Origin of the sequence: Lactobacillus psittaci DSM 15354 (assembly GCF_000425905.1) — a bacterium.
Classification (GTDB): domain Bacteria; phylum Bacillota; class Bacilli; order Lactobacillales; family Lactobacillaceae; genus Lactobacillus; species Lactobacillus psittaci.
The window spans coordinates 261,051-282,561 of record NZ_KE384473.1; the positions used below are offsets into that span (position 1 = coordinate 261,051).

Genomic DNA, 21,511 nt, shown 5'->3' on the forward strand with positions numbered 1-21,511 from the left:
AACACCAACCAAACCTTAGTTCTTCACTTCAAGCACAAGACTGAAACTCTTGATAAAGACCACACTGGTTCTGGTAATGAATCTGACTTTGTCAAGGAAGTAACTAGAACAATTCACTTAACTGACACTACTAATGCCACTCACGATTACGTACAACACGCAACCGTATCAAGAACTGCTACTAAGGACCTTGTGACTGGCACAGTAACTTACTCTGAATGGTCAGCTGGTAAGTTTGATGAATTTGATATTCCACAAGTAACTGGTTACAAGTCATACGCAGGTCCAAGTCAAACTGACCAAAGTCAAGCAGACAAGGTAGCAAGTGCAGCTGTTACTGTTGATGCTTCAACCAAGCTTCCTCAAAATGGTGCAGATGTTTACGTATCATACAAGGGCAATGAAGATACTACTCAAGCCATTCAATATGTAGATATTGCAACTGGTAAAGTAGTTAAGGCTGACAATGTAACTGGCAGTGTTGGTCAAAGCGTTTCATACACTGGTTCATTACCTAAGGGCTACGAATTAGCAAATGATTCATCAATCCCAACTTCAGTAACTATTTCTAGTGATAACACTCCAGTTAAGGTTTATGTAAGACAAACCACTTACACTAATGCTAACAAGCCAAGTGACTTGACTGATCCTCTGTCAGAAACTATTACTAGAACTATTAAGTTCAGTGGTATTACACATGATCCTGTTGTTCAAACAGTAACCTTTAACCGGACTGCAACTTGGAATGCTAGTGAAAACAAGTATGACTTAAGTGCCTGGACTGCTGAAGACGGCAACAAGTGGGCCTTCTACAATGCACCACAAGTTGCTGGCTACACTGGCACTGCTGATCACCTTGATCAAGTAACAGTAACTCCAGAAACTAAAGATGATACTGAAACTATTGTCTACACTCCAAATGCACAAACTGCTCGAGTAATCGTTAAGGATTCAGACAACAGTGATTCAGTAATTAGCGTTCAAAATGTATCTGGCGTAACTGGTGGTACAACTCCAGTAACAGTAACTATTCCTAAGGGTTATGAACTTGATACTGCTAGAACTGCTAGCTTGCCAACTTCAGTAGCATTCAGCAAGGACGGCACTCCAACTGCTGACACCATTGTTTACTTGAAGCACAAGATTAGTTCAGATCAAACTGACTGGCCAGGTAGTGATGATGACTACAAGAAGGCTACCCAAATGGATGTAACAAGAACTGTAATCATTACACTTCCAGGTCAATCTGCTAAGACTGAGGTTCAAAGGGTTCACTTCACTAGAACGATTACCTTTGATGCCGTAACTGGTCAAATCAAGTCAACTGGTGCTTGGACTGCAGAAGGTGATTCAAACTTTGATGCAATTACTGATGCTCCTGCAACTACTACTTACCAAGGCACAAGCTATAGTCGTCACATTACTTCAGATAGTACTTTGACAACTGAACAAGGCGACAGCGCAATTGCTCAAGAAGCTGTAACTAGTGATACTAAGTCATACACCGTTCACGTTGACTACGCAGCTGACTCAAGCAATTTGAAGTTCACTGCCGTTGATGACAACGATAATAGTGACATTTCACTTGATGGCTTAGGCGTTACTACGACAATTACACATGAATCTGGTCAAACTCCTGATCAAACTCAAGTTGATACAGCTGAACAAGCAATTATTGCTAAGTTAACTGCTGCAGGTTACAGCTACCAATCTGTTGATACTACTAATCCAAATAACTATGTCCTTCACTTCAATCACAATATAGTTTATGTCAATGACAAGGATCATGCTCCTAAAGGCTATACTCTTCAAGACTTAACTAAGGTCATTGAAAGAAAGATTAACTTTGTATATCAAGATCAAAGTAATCCAATGAACTACACCAATACTGAAACTTATGTCTTGAGTAGAACTGCCGAAATTGACTTAGCTACTAAGACGGTAACTTACACTGATTGGACAGTTATTAAGAACGGTAGAAAATCAGCTAACTTGACCATGTCAAGTAGTCCAATTCCAGCCCAACCTTCTGGTTATGTCTTTGAACAAATGAAGGAATATCAATCTAATTCAAGTTCATTTATTCCTGCAACTAGATTGACTGATGACTTGATTGATAATTATGATTCAATCAAGAACAATCCTAGTGATCCAAGATACCGTGCCTTCAACATTGAAGTTGACTACACCACTAACTCCAAGACTATTCCAATCGTCTTTGAAGATGTTGATAATTACAATGAGCAGGTAACTCCAGCTTCTCAAGACACCATTTCAGCAACAATGGGTCAAAGAGTAAGTAAGGCCTTTGATGATGATTATCTTGAACGTCAATTAGGCGATAAGTACGAATATGTGACTGGTGATGAATATGATGCTGACTTTGTTCTAGGTTCAGATAACACTCCTAGTCAGTTAGTAATTTATGTAAAGCATAAGCAAAAGCAAGTTACTGAAACTAAGACTGCTACTAGAACAATCGCTTACGTTGATCCAGATGGTTCAAAAGCAACTTCAACGCAAAAGACCACTTACACTCGAACTGATACTGTTGATGCAGTAACTGGCAAGGTAACTAGTTACTCTGCTTGGACTGGTACTCCATGGACCAGCACTTCAGTTACAAACTATCCTGGCTACACTACTTATGTAGATGGTGTTGCCACTGATACTGTATCTGAACAAGCTCCAAACATGGATCTTGATAATCCAGATGTCACTGTTCATGTAACTTACGTTGGTAACCCAGCTTCAGTTAACGTTAAATACGTTGACGATTCTGGCCAAACCATCGCAACTGTTCCATACACTGGCCGTGTAGGTGATACGACAACTATCACAACTACTGCACCTAAGGGTTACAAGATTAAGACCGACTTGCCAGACAAGAATTACAAGTTTGGTCCAACTAACAGCGACTTAACTGTTACCGTAACTCCAGATACTCAAACTTACACTGATCCATCTAAAGCACCAGCAGCTGTAGCTGCACTTATGACCAAGACCGTAACTCGTCACATCGAAATTGTTTACCCAGATGGCTACACTGGTGAAAAGGTAGCTACTCCAATTGACCAAAGCGTAACCTTCGAACGTACTGTCAAAGTTGACCTTACTAAGTCTGGTGCTGACCGCTACGTTTTAGGTAACTGGCATGTCAAGGGTAGCGATGAATCGCAAGGTTCATGGGCTAAAGTTGATTTAACCAAGATTAATGGTTACCACACTGACCAAGGAATCGATGCTGCAACTGTTACTGGTGATAGCGACAATGTCAACTTGACTGTTCACTACTTGGCAGATGATGCCCAATTAGGTGTCAAGGCAGTTGATGATACTGATAACAGCGACATTACTTCAAAGATTAGTCAAGCAATTGCTAATATTACTGGTAAGACTGATCAAGCGGTTGATGCTACTAAGATTAAGGATGCTGTTGCCTCTGCTAAAGAGCAACTTGAGAAGTTAGGTTACAAGTTTGTTGATACTGATGTAGTAACTAAGTTTGATGATGTTGCTGATACTGCTGCTAAGCCAAGTCAATACTTAGTAATTCACTTCACTCACGCAAGTGATACATACAACCATGGTGACAAGGACTTACCAACTGGTGTAACTGATTCTGATTTAACTAAGAGCGTAACTCGTAAGATTATTGTTCACACTCCAGATAACAACACTTCAACCATTACGCAAACTACCACCTTTGGCAGAACTGCTAGTGTTGATAAGATAACTGGTGCGGTAACTTATGGCAAGTGGACGCCAACTGATGGCGAATTTGACCAATACGACATCCCTCAACTCGAAGGCTACACTACTAGTGTTAAATACAGTGGGGATGAAAAAGCTACTGACGCTACTAGCGTTAAGAAGGCTAGTGCAGTTGACAGTCAAGGTAACCCAGTTAACGGTAATCAAGTCGATGTTTACTACAACGCAAAAGATGGCTCACAAGAAATTAAGTACCAAGATGAAGGCGGCAATGACAAGGGTAGTCAAACCTTAACTGGTAAGACTGGTGATGTTGTTAAGGTTGATCAAACTAAGATTCCTTCAGGCTACGAAGTAGTTCCAGGGACTAATAACCCAACTACTGTAACTATTCCAGCTAAACCTAGTGATCCAATCATTATCAAGGTTCAACCTAAGATTGATGTCATTACTTTAGACAATAAGCCTGATACTGTTAAGGACAGTGAGTTAACCAAGGTTGTAACTCGTGTAATCAATGTTTACAAGCCTGGTCAAACCACTCCTGTACCTACTACACAAAAAGTAGTCTTCACCAGAACTGCTAAGTACAATGAAGCAACTAAGTCAGTTGAAGTTGATTCATACTCAGCTTGGGTTCCTGTAAGTGGTAACAAGTTCAGTGAATTCAATGCTCCAACTATTACTGGCTACACTCCAGATACGAATGCACCAGAAGTTGAAGTAACTCCTGACACCAAAGACAGCCATGTTGATATTCACTACACAGCTGTCAAGAACTTAACTGCTCACATCATTTACGTTGATGATGACAATAATGAGACTCCAGTTAAGGTTGATAGCGTAACTGGTCTTGGCGCAGGCGATACTCATGAATACACTGCAATTGCTCCGGCTGGCTACGACTTAGCTAAGGGTCAAGCTACTACTGTCACTATCACGGTTCCAACTGATGGTACAGCTCCAAGCGACACTATCATTCACTTGACTCAACACTCTGACCCAATCAAGGGCGGAAGCGATGAAACTAGCGACAAGACATACGACTTGAAGCGGACAGTAACTCGTCACGTTTATGTCAAGACTCCAGATGGTCAAACTAAGTTTGTCAAGGATCAAACTGCTACATTTACTCGTGATGTCAAGGTAAACCGGGCAACTGGTGCACGTACTTACACTCCTTGGACCAGTTCAGATAAGAACTTTGAAGCTGTATCTAGCGATGATATCGATGGCTACACTCAAAACCCAGTCAGCGCAATCACAGTTGATGAAAACTACGGTGAACAAACTGCCTACATTACTTACAGTCCAAAGGCAAGTTCAATTAGATACCAGGCTGTTGATGATGACGCAAGTGGTAAGGACATTACTCCAAGTGGTATTAACTTAACTGTTAATACTGCTAAGGGCATTGATGCTGATACCATTAACAAGAACAAGGCTAGTGTTGAAGCTGCTATCAAGGGTGCACTTGGTAATAAGTACAAGTTCGACGGTCAAACTACTGATGGCAATGTCATTACGCTTCACTTCAAGCATTCAACTACTACTTACGGCTCAGATTCTACTAAGCCAGGCGTAGTTAAGGGTGCTCTTGAAGCTGATGTAACTCGTCCAATCACCATTGTTAGTCCTGATGGCACTAAGCAAACCATCGTTCAAACAGTTCACCTTTCAAGAACTGCTACTGTTGATGAAGAAACTGGCACTGTAACTTATGGCAACTGGACTAGTGGTCAATTTAAGGCTTACCCAGTAAGTGATGTCGAAGGTTATACTACCGAAGTTAAGTACGGCGATAGTGCTGAAGCTACTAGAGTTGACGGCGATGTTAAGGCTAGCGATGTAATTATTACTGGCCAAGGCTCAGATGCTAAACCAGTTGATGGCGAACCAGTAATCGTAACTTACCAGCTTAACGGTGCAAGTGGTAAGATTAGTTTCCAAACTAGCGACGGTAAAGAAGTAGGTAGCCAACCAATCAGTGGCAAGGCTGGAGAAACTGATACTTACAAGACGACTGTTCCAACTGGTTATAAATTAACTGATCCTAACCAAACTGCCGTAACTGTAACTTACCCAACTGATGGTAGCCAAAAGTCTATTGTTGTAACTGTTCAAGCCAAGAATGATACTTACGATAACACTGGCGACAAGCCTGATTGGGTAAAGGAAGCTACTACTAAGGATGTAACTAGAACTATCAAGGTAACTTACCCAGATGGCAAGAAGCCTGCAGGTGCTCAAGATAGTTACACTCAAAGAGTTCACTTCACTAGAACTGCAACTAAGAATGAAGCTACTGGTGCTGTAACTTATGGTGACTGGACAGTTCAAGGCAGCGACCAATTCGATGTATTTAACGCTCCAGACATCCACGGTTACCACCCAACTTCAAGCGCTGCTTTGGTAACTGGCGTTAAGGTTGATGGAAATTATAATGATGTCACAATCACTTATGCTCCAGATAACTTGGTCGGCCGTGTAATTTACAAGTACACTGACAAGAAAGGCAACGTTTCTGTTGTTGGTATTCAAAACTTAATTAAAGATAAGAATGATAAATACTACGTAACTGATGAAGTATATCAAGTTACTAAAGAGAACGTTGTACTTCCTAAGGGCTACACTTTAGTTGATCCACAAACTTTACCAAGCTTAACCTTTAAGCCTGGTGAACCTAACGAAGTAACTGTTAACGTTGATCACGCAACTGAACACTTCAACCCTGGTGACGATATTGATAGCCACAGTGGTGACATGCCTAAGGGCGTTGACCTTGGTAAGATTAAGCAAGGTATGACCAAGACCGTAACTAGAACTGTTTATGTAACTCCAGTTGGCGGCGAGCGTCACCAAGTTGATCAACAAATCGCTCACTTCAAGCGCGGCTTTAAGATCGACCTTGCAACTGGTGAAGTAACTTACGATCCATCTTGGACCAGTTCAGACGCTACCTTTAGCGATGTATCAAGCAAGATTCCAGCAGCTCCAGCAGGTTACTCAATTGTTTCTACTCATACTTATGGTCAAGAAACTGTCACTGCTAACGACAACGACATCGATGTTGAAGTAACTTATGCAGCAGCTAAGTCTCACATCACTATCGTTGCTAAAGACAAGAGTAACAACAATGAAACTATTACTATTCCAGATTCAGTTTCAACTACGCTTGAAGGTCAAACTGCCGCAACTGTTGATCCTAAGAACGTTCAAACTTATGTAGACGCTATTACTAAGGCTCTTGAAAAAGAAGGCTACCACTACGACAGCCATGACAAATTCCCAACTGCCTTTAACGGCGACACTAGCTTCAACGTTTACTTCACTCATAGAACTGATTACAAGACTACTGACTTGCCAAGTGGTTCTGAAGTAGTATCACAGAATGTAACTAGAAGAATCCATGTAATTGCTCCAGATGGACAAGACTACTACATCACTCAAACAGTTACTGCAACTAGACAAGCTGAGGTAGATGCTGTAACTGGTAAGGTAACTGGCTACACTAATTGGACTACTCCAGAATTGACTAGCGTAACTGCTCCTCAATATGCTGGCTACACTCCAAGCGTTGCTAGTGTTGAAGCACACACTGTAACCACTGATGAAATTAAAGCAGGTCAAACTGCTGATGTAACAATTACTTATACTGGTCTTCTCACTACTCAAAGTTACGAATACGTTGATGCTGATACTGGCAGTCAAGTTGGTCAAACATTCAAGGGGACAAGTGATAGTGCAAGAGTAGGCGACAAGGTCAACTTCGATGATGCTATTAAGACTAACATCCCTAACGGTTACGAATTACTTCCTGGCCAAACTCTTCCAGGTAAGCACGAACTTGGTCAAACTAACCAAACCATCAAGGTTTACGTAAGAAAGACGGTTGTTGATGATAATAATAAGGGTACAACTACTCCTAAGGGTAGCGACAAGAGTACTCTTAAAGAATTAGCTAATACCATTACTAGAACTGTCATTGCTCATGTTCCAGGTAAAGCTGCTCAACCAATTGCAACTCAACAAGTTAAGTTCACTAGAACTGCAACTTGGAATGATGCAGATAAGAAGTGGGACTACAGCGACTGGAAGGTAGATGGCAGTCAAACTTGGGATGCTATTAATGATAGCGGCATTCCAGAGGTAGCTGGCTATAGTCACGACCCAGTCCACGTTGATAGCTACAATGTTTTACCATCAACGAAAGACCAAACTGTTAATATTAACTACACTGCACTTGATCACACGACTCACGTCATCTACAAGTACGGCGACTTAACTATTAACATTAAGGAATTGACTGGTAAGACTGGTGATACAGTTGCTACTAACATTAATGACGGTATGCCTGAAAACTATGAATTAGTTGACGGTCAAAAATTACCTGAAAACATCACCTTCGCCGCTGATGGTCATGCCGATATCGTTGTTAACTTGAAGCATGGTGAAGATAAATACGATGGCAAGACTGGTGACAAGCCTGCTTGGGCAACTGAAGATACTACTAGAACTGTAACTAGAACTATCAATATCACTTACCCAGAAGGTAAGAAGCCAGCAGGTGCTGAAAACAAGTACACTGATAGCGCAAGCTTCATTAGAACTGCTACTCGCGACAAGGTAACTGGTCAAGTAACTTATGGTAAATGGACTTTAGCTAGCGGCAACGCTGACTTTAAAGAGTTCACTGCTCCAACAGTTGCTAACTACACTCCTTCAACTAGTGAAATTGCAGCTGAAACTGTAACTGCTGATAGTCCAGATACTACTTACAATATTACTTACACTGCAAATGGTACTAACTTTACTATCCACGCTCATGATATAACTGATCCTAACAAGGTTATCGCTCTGGATATTCCTGCTGGTATTAACCCAGTAATCACTCACAAATCAGATGGTAGTGATGAAGTTCAATTTGAACATAACAAGGCTGGTATCGTTGCTCAAATCAAGGTTGCTTTGGCTAATAAGGGATATGCCTTTGTTGGTGAAGATGGTACTGATGACGGTGTAACTTTGAACTTCAAGCACCAAGAAAAGACTTACCATAGTGGTGACGATATTCCAGATGGTGATAAGGCCTACATTAAAGAAGCTTTATCAAAGGATGTAACTCGTCAGATTATTACTACTAAACCTGATGGCAGTCATAACACAGTTACTCAAACAGTTACTGCAACTAGAACTGCAACTATTGATGAAGCTACTAAGCAAGTAACTTATGGCGAATGGAATCTTCCATCATTTGACGGTAGCGGAGTTGAACCAATCAAGGGTTACACTTCATTAGTTGATGGTCACGCAAGCACTTATGTAAGCGATGCAGCTGTAACACTTGGTGAAGATAAGACTCCTCAAAATGGTAAAGACGTCAACGTATCTTACCAAGCAAATGATCACACCATGCATATCATTTACCGTGACGTTGACGATGGCTACAAGGTTGTTGGTAATCCAATCACCGTAACTGGTAAGACTCATTCTACTGTTGATGTAAGTAAACAAGCTGTTGTTCCAATTGGTTACGATTTAGCTGACGGTCAAACTAAGCCAACTACTATAACCTTCCCTGAGGATGGCAGCGAAGTTCAAGACATCACGGTTCTTGTAAAGCACCATGTAGTACCTGTTGATCCTAACAAGCCTACTAACATTCCTGAAGGCGGCGACAAGGCTGCCATTATCAAGGCTGGTAACAAGGATGTTGTCAGAACTATCCATTACCAAAAGGTTGATGGCACTAAGGTATTTGATGACACTGTTCAAACAGTTCACTTCACTAGAATAGTCAAGGTGGATGCAATCACTGGTAAGATTGTTGACTACGACAACTGGACTAGGTCAGATCCACAACCAGCAGGTGATAGCGACCACTGGTCAGCAATTGCAAGTGTTCCAACTCTTGCTGGTTACACTCCAAGTCAAGCTAGTGTTCAAGATCAAAGTGTTGACGCAGCTACAAACGACAAGGAAATCACGGTTGTTTACACTGCTGTTACTCACATGGCCCACATCATCTACCAAGATGCTGACAACAACAATAAGACTATTTACAGTCAAAATGTTTACGGCCAAACTGATCAAACTTACGCAATTAGTAAAGACACTAACAACCAAGATCCTAAGGTAATCGTAACTAGCGTTCCAACTGGCTACGAACTTGCTGATGGTCAATCAATTCCAAGTTCAATTAGCTTTACTAAAGATGGTGCTAAGGATATCGTAATTAGCTTGAAGCACGGTACAGTTGATGCTAATACCCCAACTGATGTTGATACTCACAAGGGTGACTTGCCAAGTGGTACTGATATTACTGCTATTAAGCAAGGCATGGCTAAGGACGTAACTAGAACTATTTACGAAACTAAGCCTGGTGAAAACAGAAAGCTTCTTACTACTCAAACAGTTCACTTCACTAGAACTGCTTCAATTGACCGCGTAACTGGTAAGGTAACTTACCATGACTGGAAAGTTGATGGAGCTGACAAGTGGGCTGCATATCCAGTACAAGGTGTTGAAGGATATGAACAAGTTGTAACTGGCGGCACCTTAGATGCTAAATCATTTGCCGGTATGACAAGTGATCAACTTGATAAGTTAACTGATCAAACTGTTGAAGTAACTTACACTTCACAAGCTGCTCAAGATATCACTGTTGTAGCACATGACGTAACAGATAGTTCTAAGCCGGTTGACCTTGGTCAAACTCGTACTTTGAAAGGTAACGTTGATAGCCCAGTAACTGGCAAGGACTTATCTGATGCAATTGAAGCAATTAGAAAGGCACTTGTTGCTAAGGGTTACAACTACCAAGGTGTTGAAGGTGAAATCCCAGTTAAGTTTGATAATTCTAAGCACACCATTGTCTTAGACTTCACTCATGCTAGTGACGAAGTACCTGGTGGTACAACTATTCCAGACAAGTACAAGGGCATTATCACTGATAGTGATGTAACTAAGCCTTACACCAGAACTATCAACTTACACCACAATGTCAATGGCCAAGATGTTGTCGAGCATGTAACTCAACAAGTAACTCTTACTAGAACTGCTCATGTTGACTTAGCTAAATTTAACGCTGATCCAACTGATAAGTCTGCTGTCACATATGGCGCTTGGAGTACAGCTGATTACCCAGAATACAATATCCCAGACAAGGCTGGTTACACTCCATTTGTAAATGGCAATGAAACTCACTCACTTAAAGCAACTCCTGCAACTGATAATGTCCAAGTTGATGTTTACTACAAGGGTAAGCAAGTAAGCCAAGTATTCCACTACGTTGATACTGCAACTGGTAATGTAGTTAATACTGATACAGTATCTGACGGACACGTTGGTGATGGTGAACAAACTTACACTTACAAAGTTCCAGCTGGCTACAAACTAGCTAAGGGTCAAGGCACAAGCACTACCTTCTACTTCACTGATAACAGTAAGCCAATCAATATTTACTTAGATCATGATGTCCAAACAGTTACTCCAACTACTATCCCTGAAGGAAGCACGGATGTAACTAAGTCTGACTTGACTAAGAAAGTAACTAGAACGATTAGCTACAAGTATGAAGACGGTACTGAAGCTCACGAGCCTGATGTTCAAACTATCACTTTAACTAGAACTGCTTACGTTGATCCAATTACTCACACCGTAACTTACAGCAACTGGACTAGTGATAAGAGCTTCACTGATGTGACAGCCCCAACAATTGCCGGTTATGATGCTTCAAGCACAATCGTCAAGGGTCACAGTGTTGCCGGTAATAGCGATGACGAAAACATCACAGTTACCTACACTAAGCAGACTCAATCAACTAACATTCAATATGTTGATAATAGTGGCAAGGTAATCAAGAGCGTTCCTGTAAGTGGTCAAACTGGTGATAAAGAAAAGACAGTTAATACTGGTGATAACATCCCAGAAGGCTGGAAGCTTGATCCAACTTCACCTAAGACAATCGTTGTAAGCTTTACTCCAGGACATAGTCAAACTCAAACAGTTAAGATTGTTCATGACACTAAGACTTACAAGTCAGGCGATGAAAATGCACCTGAAGGACTTGACAAGACCGTAACCAGAACTATCAACTTCCACAAGCCAGCAGGCAATGAACAAGTTGTTCAAACAGTTCGCTACACTAGAACTGCTAGAGTTGACTTAGTAAGTGGAAACATCACTTACAATGCTTGGACCATTGCTGATGTATCTGGCGCAACTAAGGGCGAAGGCACTAATGCAAGCTTTGACGCAATTAGTGACATCCCTCAAGTTGACGGTTACAAGGCTGACCACACTCAAGTTGATCAACTTGCTGTAACTCCAGATACAGCTGACTCAGTTGTTGACGTTTACTACAATGCAAACAAGACTGAGATTCACTTCAAGGCTGTTGACGAAGATGACAACAACAAGGACATTGACTTACTTGGCAGCTTAACTAACCCAATCAATGTTGATGTAACTACTAAGGATGTTGATAGCCAAGTTGCAAGTCGTGAAGCTGACATTAAGCAATACTTAGCTGATAAGTATAACTTTGATACTGTTGATACTAGTGTTGACGGTAATGTCACAACTTACATCTTGAAGTTCCACCACGCTAAAGACACTATCTCTGAAGGTGGCAACTTACCTGAAGGCGTAAGTCAAAATGACTTTACTACAACAGTTCACAGATTGATTAATGTTTACAAGCCTGGTCAAACTAATTCAGAAGTAGTTGATCAAACTGCTACTGCTCACAGACAATTAGTTGTTGATAAGGCAAACGGAACTTACAAGTGGACTCCATGGGTAGTTGACTCACAATTTGGTACTTACAACGCACCAACAATTGCTGGTTACACTCCAAGTCCAGCTAGTGTTGCTAGTGCAGCAGTTGTTCAGGCTAGTGATGATGACAAGACGCCACAAAATGGTACTACTGTTGAAATTCGCTACACCGCTCAAGCTGCAAGTCAAAAGGTAATCTACGTTGACGCTGCAACTGGTAAGGAAGTTTCAAGCTTCACTGCAAAGGGTGACAGCTATGTAACTGATGCTTCAGTTGACTTCGATGATCAAATCAAGGCTAACAAGCCAGACAATTACGACTTTGTAGATGAAAGTGAATTCCCAGGCAGTCACAAGTTAACTGCTGGTGAAAATACTCCAGTAAGAATCTTAGTCAAGACCCACAAGGATACTTATCATGATGGTGACAAGAACATCCCAACTGGCGTTGCTGCTCTTAGCCGTGAAATTACCAGAACAATCAATGTTTACGGTAAAGACGGCAAGACTATTAAGCACACTGAAGTACAAACAGTTAAGTTCACTAGAACTGCTACTGTTGATGCTCATAACGGTTCAATCACTTACAGTGATTGGGCAGTAAGTGGCGATAGTTACTGGAACAGCTTTGACGCTTCAAGCTACATTGATGCTGGTTACACTGCTCAAAAAGATACTCACATCGCTTCAGCAAGTGTAACTAGTGCCAGCCACGATGTTGTAATTGACATCTATGAAAAGGCTAATGACCATACAGCAACAGTAACTTACATCGATCAAACTGATCAAGATGTAACTGTTATGAGTTACACCGTTCACGGCCAAACTGATCAAGATATAACTGTTCCTAACCAAGTACCACGTGGCTACAAGTTAGTTGATGGTTTACCAGCAACGATTCACTTCACAGCTGATGGCGCTAATGACGTAACTGTTCACTTAGTTCACGACACTACCGATGACATTAACAGTCCTAAGATTGGCGACAAGACCAAGAAGGAAATTGAAGCTAACCTTACCAAGACAGTAACTCGTACAATTACTGTTCACGAACCAGGTAAGGATGCTAAGGATCTTCCAGCTCAAACAGTTTCATTCCACAGAACATTTAGCTATGATGTTTTGACTGGTCATGTAACTTATCATGCTTGGACACCAGAAAACGGTACTTGGGCAGCAATTACTGACAAGAGCTTGATTCCAGATGTTGCAGGTTACACTCACAACACTGTTGATGAGGTTCCAAATGTAACTGCTGAAACTCCTGATGCTCATGTTGATGTTGTTTACACACCTGAAGATGCACAACCTGTAAGCTTTAAGGCTGTTAACGACACCAAGAATGGCGAAGAAATTGCAATTCCAGCTGATGTCATTAAGTCAATCACTGGTAAGACTGATGCAGTTGTTCCAGCTGACAAGGTTAGCGATGTCATCTCTGGCATTACTACTGCTTTAACTAAGCAAGGTTACACTTACGTCAGCGTTGAAGGTATTCCTACTAAGTACTCAGCAAGTGGCTCAACGGTAACACTTCACTTCAAGCAAGTTCCTGGTACTTACTCAACTGGTAACATTCCAGACGAATTCAGACAATATGTAAGTGATAAGGATCTTAACCGTGATGTAACTAGAACTATCATTGAACACTTGCCAAGTGGTGATAAGACTCTTGTTCAAAGAATTCACTTAACTCGTACAGTTACTGTTGATACTGTTGCCTTTAGAAGTGCAACTAATGATGATGCTAAGACTAAGGCAATCAGCTTTGGTGCATGGACTCCAGCTGACAGTTCATTTGATGAATATGACTTTGATCAAGTTGCTGGTTATGAATCTCAAGTTGATGGCAAGGCTCAAACTAAGGCAGACACTCTTGCTGCTTTAAGTGATGGTCAACCAATTACGGATGTCACTGTTAACGTTGACTACGTAGCGCAAAGAACAAGCCAACCAATTGAATACGTTGATGTAGCTAATGGTAAGACAGTTGGCAATACTTCAGTATCTGGTAATACTGGTGACAGCGTTGATATCAACACTCCAATTACCCATAACATGCCAAAGGGCTACAAGTTAGTTGATAACCAAAGCTTCTCAACTACAACTCTTGGTGCAACTAACAAGCCAATCAAGGTTCTTGTAACTGCTGATACTAAGCCTGCGACTGAAGAACAAATTAAGGCTGATCACGGTGTAGTTGAAAAGACTATCAAGAGAACTATTCACTACACAGTTGAAGGTGGCGGTGTTGCTGCTCCAGAAGATGTAACTCAAGAAGTTCACTTCACTAGAAGCGCAACATACGACCCAACTACTGGTAAGGTAACTTACGGTGCATGGACTCCTAAGGATGGCGAAAGCAACACTTGGGCTAGCGTAACTACTCCATCTATTGCTGGCTACATTCCAACAGTGAGTGGCTTTGATGCCGTAACTGTTACTGACAGGGATGTTGATGAAGATCTTACTGTTACCTACAAGGCTGAAGTACGTAACTACAAGGTTAACTATGTTGATCAAAATGGTAACGTAATTAAGACTGATACCGTAACAGGTAAGACTGGTGACGCCGTTCAAATTAAGAGTTCAGCTCCATTTGGCTGGAACTTAGACGATGGTCAAACTATTCCAACTACTGCAACCCTTGACGCTGATGATAGTAAGAATGTTGCTACTGTTCATGTTCACCAAGTAACTAAGACCATTAAGGGTAGCGATGATACTCATAATGATGCTTTGAACAAGACCGTAACTAGAACAGTTATCATCACTGATACTAGGGGTGAGCAAACTAAGCAAGTTCAAAGTGTTCACTTCACTAGAAACCAAGAAATTAACTTGGCAACTGGCGAAACTCACTACACTGATTGGACTGCTGATGGTGACGACAAGTTTGACGCAGTTACTGCTCAACCAGTTGACGGCTACACAATTGTCGGTCAAGCTCCTGAAGTAGATGGCGTTAAGGCAACTGATCCAGATACTACAGTTAACATCAGTTATGTTGCTAATAAACAAACTGATACCTTCAAGGCTGTTGACGATGATCAAAATGGTGAACCAATCTCATTACCAGGTTCATTTACTACTACTCTTAAGGGTGATAGTGATACCCCAATCACTCAAGACCAGGTAGACAGCGTAATTAAGGACATCAATGATTACTTAACTGAAAAAGGTTATGTATCAAAGGCAGCTCCAACAATTACTACTGATGAACAAGGTAACAAGACCATCACACTTCACTTTGGTCACGGAACTGAAGATACTTCAGCAACTGATCCAGCAGCTAAGAAGACCGTAACTAGAACTATCCAATTTATCGGTGCTGGCAAGCAAAGTCCAGTAGTTCAAACAATTACTGCTACTAGAACTGCTACTAAGGACAAGGTAACTGGAGAAACTAAGTACGGCGACTGGACTGGTAGCTTCGACAAATACAACGCTCCTGTTCTTGATGGCTACACAATGACCATTGACGGACACGATAGTACTGATGGTGTTGTACCAAGCGTAAATGTTGATAAGAAGGATCCACAAAACGTAACTGTCACAGTTGTTTACACTGGTAAGCAAGGTCAACAAACTGTTCACTACATTGATGCTGATACTGGTAAAGAAGTTCAAGTTGATAACCCACAAGTAATTAGAGCTACTGTTGGTTCAACTCAAGAAGTTAACTTCACAGCTCCAAAGGGATATGACTTAATTCCAGGTCAAAAGACTTCAGAAGAAATTACTATCCCAGCAACTGATATTGGTATTGATGTCTTTGTAAAACAACATGTTGATAACTACGACTCAAAGAACAACCCAGATAACCTTGAACTTACTAAGGATGTAACTAGAACTATCATCGTTAATAAGCCAAATGAAGCTCCACAATCTATTAAGCAAACTGTTCACTTCACTAGAACTGCAAGTGTCAACGCTGCTACTGGTGCAACTACTTACAGCGCTTGGACAGTTGATGGTACTGATAGTTGGGATGCTTACACTGCCGACGATGTGGCTGGCTACACTACTTACGTAGATGGCAGACAAGGAAAGGATGTTGCTAGCCAAACAGTTACTGCTTACACTGGTAACCAAACCGTTAACATCACTTACACTGCAAATGCTAAGAGTGTACAAATTGTTTATGTTGACAAGACTGGTAAGCAACTTGGTAGTCAAACTATTAATGGTCACACTGGTTCTACTGAAAATGTAACTCCAGTACTTCCATCTGGTTACCAAGTTCCTAAGGATGGTAAGCAAGTTCCAACAACTATTACCTTCCCAGGTGATGGTTCTGACTTAACTAACATCACAATCACTGTTGAACCAACTCAGCACACTTACAATCCAGGCGATAAGGACCTTGATAAGGAAGTTAGCGCTGAAGTTAGAGACAAGATGTTTAAGACTGTAACTAGAACAGTTAACATCTATGTACCTAACGAAAAGGGTCAAGAAGTTAAGACTACAATTGTTCAAGAAGTTCACTTTGCAAGACCAGTAACTGTTTACGGTGACGGAACTGTTCAATACGGTGACTGGACACCACAAGGTGACACTAAGTTTGATGCAATTAATGTTGATAACTTCAGAGGTTACGATGCTAGTGTCAACGGCACTACTCCAAGTGAACAGGTACTAGAAGAAGATAAGATTACTGCTGAAACTGCTGATTCAACTATCGATGTTCACTACTTGCCACAAGATCAAAAGGTAAGATTTAAGGTTGTTGATATTACTGATAACAAGGAAATCACTGACCTTGACATTACTAATGATCTTGAAGGTCCAGTAATCACTGGCAAATCTGGTACTGAAATTCCAACCGACAAGGTTAAGGCTTACGTTGACCAAATCAAGAAGTTGATGGAAGCTCGCGGTTACGAATTTGACAGTGCAATTTATCCAAGTGACTTCGACAAGGATAAGAGTGTTGATCAACAAGTTATCTTGAACTTCCGTCATGCTAAGAAGAACTTCGAAGGCACTGACACTATTCCTGACAACGTTAAGAAGGGTGACAATACTGCCTTAACTAAGTCCGACTTAACTAAGGACGTAACTCGCAAGATTATCCTTCACACACCAAATGGCGATGTTGAATTTACTCAACATGTAACTGCTCATAGAACTGCTACTGTTGATGAAGTAACTCATGTTGCTACATTAGGTGACTGGACTACTCCAGACTTTGCAAGTCAAGATGTTCCAAGCTACAGCGGCTACACTGCTAAGATTGGTGATACTACAGTAACTAGTGTTCCAAGTGCTCCAGTTGCTTATGTAAATGACGAACCTCAAAACGCTAGTGATGTAGTTGTTGACTACGTTGGTCAAGATGGCTCAACTCAAATTGACTTCGTTGATAAAGACGGCAATGTCGTTGGTTCATCTAAGTCATTTGAAGGTCAAGTTGGTCATGATGTAACTATCTCAGGTGTAACTGTTCCTGATGGCTGGAAGTTAGCTGAAGGTTCAACTATTCCAAGTTCAGCAACTGTTTACGCTGATGGTCGTCACGTCAAAGTCTTAGTTGTTCACGATACTGAAAATGTACCAAGCACTAAGATTCCAGATGGCACTACTAAGTCAGATGGTTCTAAGTTAACTGAAGCTGATTTGAAGCATGACATCGTAAGAAAGATTACTCTTAATAAGCCTGCTGGCACTGAAGTTGTAATCCAACACGTTGTTTGGAGCCGTGACGCAATTGTTGATAAGGTAACTCATCAAGTAGTCGGCTACACTGATTGGACTTTGAACACTCAAACTCCAACTGAAAGCCAAGACGGCAAGACCACAACTCAATATGGTCCAACTTGGAAGCCAATTAGTGCTGATGCTATTAAGGTTGCTGGATACACTCCAACTACTGATCAAGTAACTGAAGTAACTCCAGGACCAGATGACAACGGCGATGAAATTACTATCAACTACGTTGCTCAACCTGCTACAGTGAAGGTTATTTACCACGACGACAAGGACAATAAGGATGTTGCCTTTGACACAATCATTGGTAAGCAAGATGGTGCTAACATTGTCTACAGTTACAAGATTCCAAATGGTTATGTATTAGTTGATCCTGATAAGACTGAATCAACCATTTCAATTGATGGCGAAGGCAATTACGAATTAGATGGTACTAAGTACGACATTCAAAGCCCAATTATCATTCACTTAACGCACAGAGTTGATAACCTTGATAAGGACAACACTGGTGACTTAGATAAGAGCGACTTCGAAAGAACTGTCGAACGTCACGTACGTATTCACATTCCAGCACATCTTGAAGATCCATCAGTCTTAGGTTCATTCTTACAACCTGGTCAAACCTTCGAAGTAGTTCAATCAGTAACTTATGACAGAACTGCAACTAAGGATTACGCAACTGGGAAGATTACATTTAGTGATTGGACCATTGCTGATACTAGTGGCAACGTTACTGAAAACGAAGATGGTAAGAGTGTTGACTTCAAGGCTGTTGAAGCTGGTCAATTAGCAGGCTACACTCCAATGACTTCTGCACAAGAAGTTGATAAAGTAACTGCTGATAGCCGAGTAAGCGACCTTGACATCTACTACGTAGAAAACGGCACAACCATTACTATTTCAGCTCATGACAATGATGCTAATAAGGATTTGGATATCCCAGCTGAATTGCAAACCACTTTGACCTTCCCAGGTGTAACTGGCAAGGAACAAGGTGAAAAGGGTGCACTTAGTGATGTTACTGCAATCACGGCTTACTTCGAAAAGAAGGGTTATGACTACGTAGATGTAACTCAAGATGGCAACCACTACACTATCAACTTCAAGCACCATATCGATCACTTCACTGGTGATACTTGTCCTGATATTCCAAGTGACCTTGCTTCAGCAATTAAGCAACCACTTACTGCAGATGTTCACCGTGAGATTGAAGTTCACCTTCCAGGTCAAACTGATCCGGTAACTATCACCCAAACTGTTCATGCTCATAGATCTGTAACTGTTGACCGTGCTAAGCTCGCTAAAGGTGATGCTGACGCAGTAACTTACAGTGCTTGGACATTTGATGATGGTGACAAGTTCGAATCACAAAATGTAAAACTTCAAGGTTATAAGACTTTGATCAACAACGAACCTGCATCTGACAACATGGTTCCTGAAGCTAGTGCTAAGGATAAAGACGGTAACCCAGCTGATGGTCAAAAGGTAGTTGTAACTTACCAAGCAGATATTGCTAAGGCTCAAATCCACTACATCGATACTGATGACGGTAATAAGGAAATTGGTACTGCTCAAGAAGTATCTGGACATAGTGATGAACAAAAGACTGTTGATACTAAGTTACCTGATGGTTATGAATACGTTGACCCAAGTCAAAAGCAAGTAACTATCAAGTTTAGTGACGATGGTTCAGTTGTAAGCGTCAATGTCTTGCTCAAGCACAAGAAGGTAACTACTGATAAAGTACCTGAAGGCATCAAGAAACAAGACGGTAGCGACTTAACCAAGGATGACTTGACTAAGACTGTAACTAGACACTTTGTTGTTGATGCTCCAGACGGTGCTAAGATTGACGCTCCAAGTGATCAAACAGTAACTTACAAGCGGACCGTAACTTACGACCCTGTAACTAAGACTGTTCAAAGCTTCAGCGACTGGACTGCTGATGGTACTGATACTTGGTCAAAGGTTGATGTTCCTCAAGTTAAGGGTTACGCAAGTGTAGTTGATGGCACTGATAGTCAAGTAGTAGCTCAAGTTGAAAAGCCTCAATCTGATGTAACTGTTAAGATTACTTACAAGGCTGGTCAACAACAAATTAGAGTTATCGCTGTTGATGATAAGACTGGTGCACCAATTGTAATTCCTGTTGATGGACAAGCTCTTCAAACTATCATCTACGGTGTATCTAATGGCATGGTTGACAAGGCTCAAGCTCAATCTTACATTGAAGCTATTATTGGTCGTTTGACTAAGCTTGGCTGGATTTATGATGGTCATACTGAAGTACCAACACTCTTCGATAATGATTCATCTAAGGACCAAAACATCGTAATCGGCTTCCATGCTGAAATTGATGACTACAAGCCAACTGACAAGCTTCCAGATGGTGCCAAGGATCCTAATAACAAGGATGGTCAAATCGTTAGAGAAATGACCAAGACTCGGACAATTATCTTCAAGGATGAAAAGGGTAAAGTTATCAAGAAGGTAGAACAAAAAGTTGAATTTGTTCGTGATGTCTTCATTAACAAGGTAACTAACCAAGTTGATCATTATGGTGATTGGCAATATAAGGATCCTAACGTCAAGGCTTGGGATGCATATGACATCAACAAGCCAGGCTACACTGCAACGGTAACTGACACAACTGATCCAAATAACCACAAGCAACTTGCTAAGGCAGAAATTGACAAGCAAGCAGTTGATGATAAGACTTCAGATGTCGAACTTACTGTAACCTACAAGTGGAATTATGTTCCTGATGAAGGTGGTAATGATCATGGTGGCAAGACCCCAGGTGGCAATCATGGTCACGAGGGTGATAACACACCTAAGACTCATGAAGGCGGTAAGACTACACCTGAAAACGGCAAACCAAATAATAAGCCAAGTCAAAATACCAATGAAACTCAGAAGACTTCTGGCAAATCTAGAGGTAAAGTAACTTCAGTTCGTGGTATTAAGGCTTCTAAGAGAGCAACTCTTAGAGCTTCAAACTTAGCTGGTAAGAATGCTAGAAAGCTTCCTCAAACTGGTTCAGATAATGAAGCTGCTGCATTACTCGGTTTAACCGCAATCGGTATGGGTACTGCACTTGGTGCAGCAAGCCGTAAGAAGAAAAGAAAGTAACTTGTAAAAACTAGAAGAGACTAACTTCTTTAACAAAGCAAAAAGAGGATTGAATCTATTTGGATTCAATCCTTTTTTGTATGCTAATGACCATTGTGGAAATAGCTTTAAGTAGAGTAACACCAGTAGTTCCACGGATTATAAAACATAAGTTTTGAATAAACAATTATAT

The 21,511-nt window shown here is 41.1% G+C and carries 1 protein-coding gene (running past one end of the window); it reads left to right on the forward strand.

Annotated features, from left to right (window positions below; all coding sequences use genetic code 11):
• Positions 1–21,339, forward strand: the 3' portion of a protein-coding gene (locus H628_RS07995) for a mucin-binding protein (RefSeq protein ID WP_034538340.1). It extends 15,975 nt beyond the left edge of the window; only the last 21,339 of its 37,314 coding nucleotides appear in the window; its start codon lies off the left edge, out of view; its stop codon occupies positions 21,337–21,339.
• Positions 21,340–21,511: the final 172 nt, after the last annotated feature.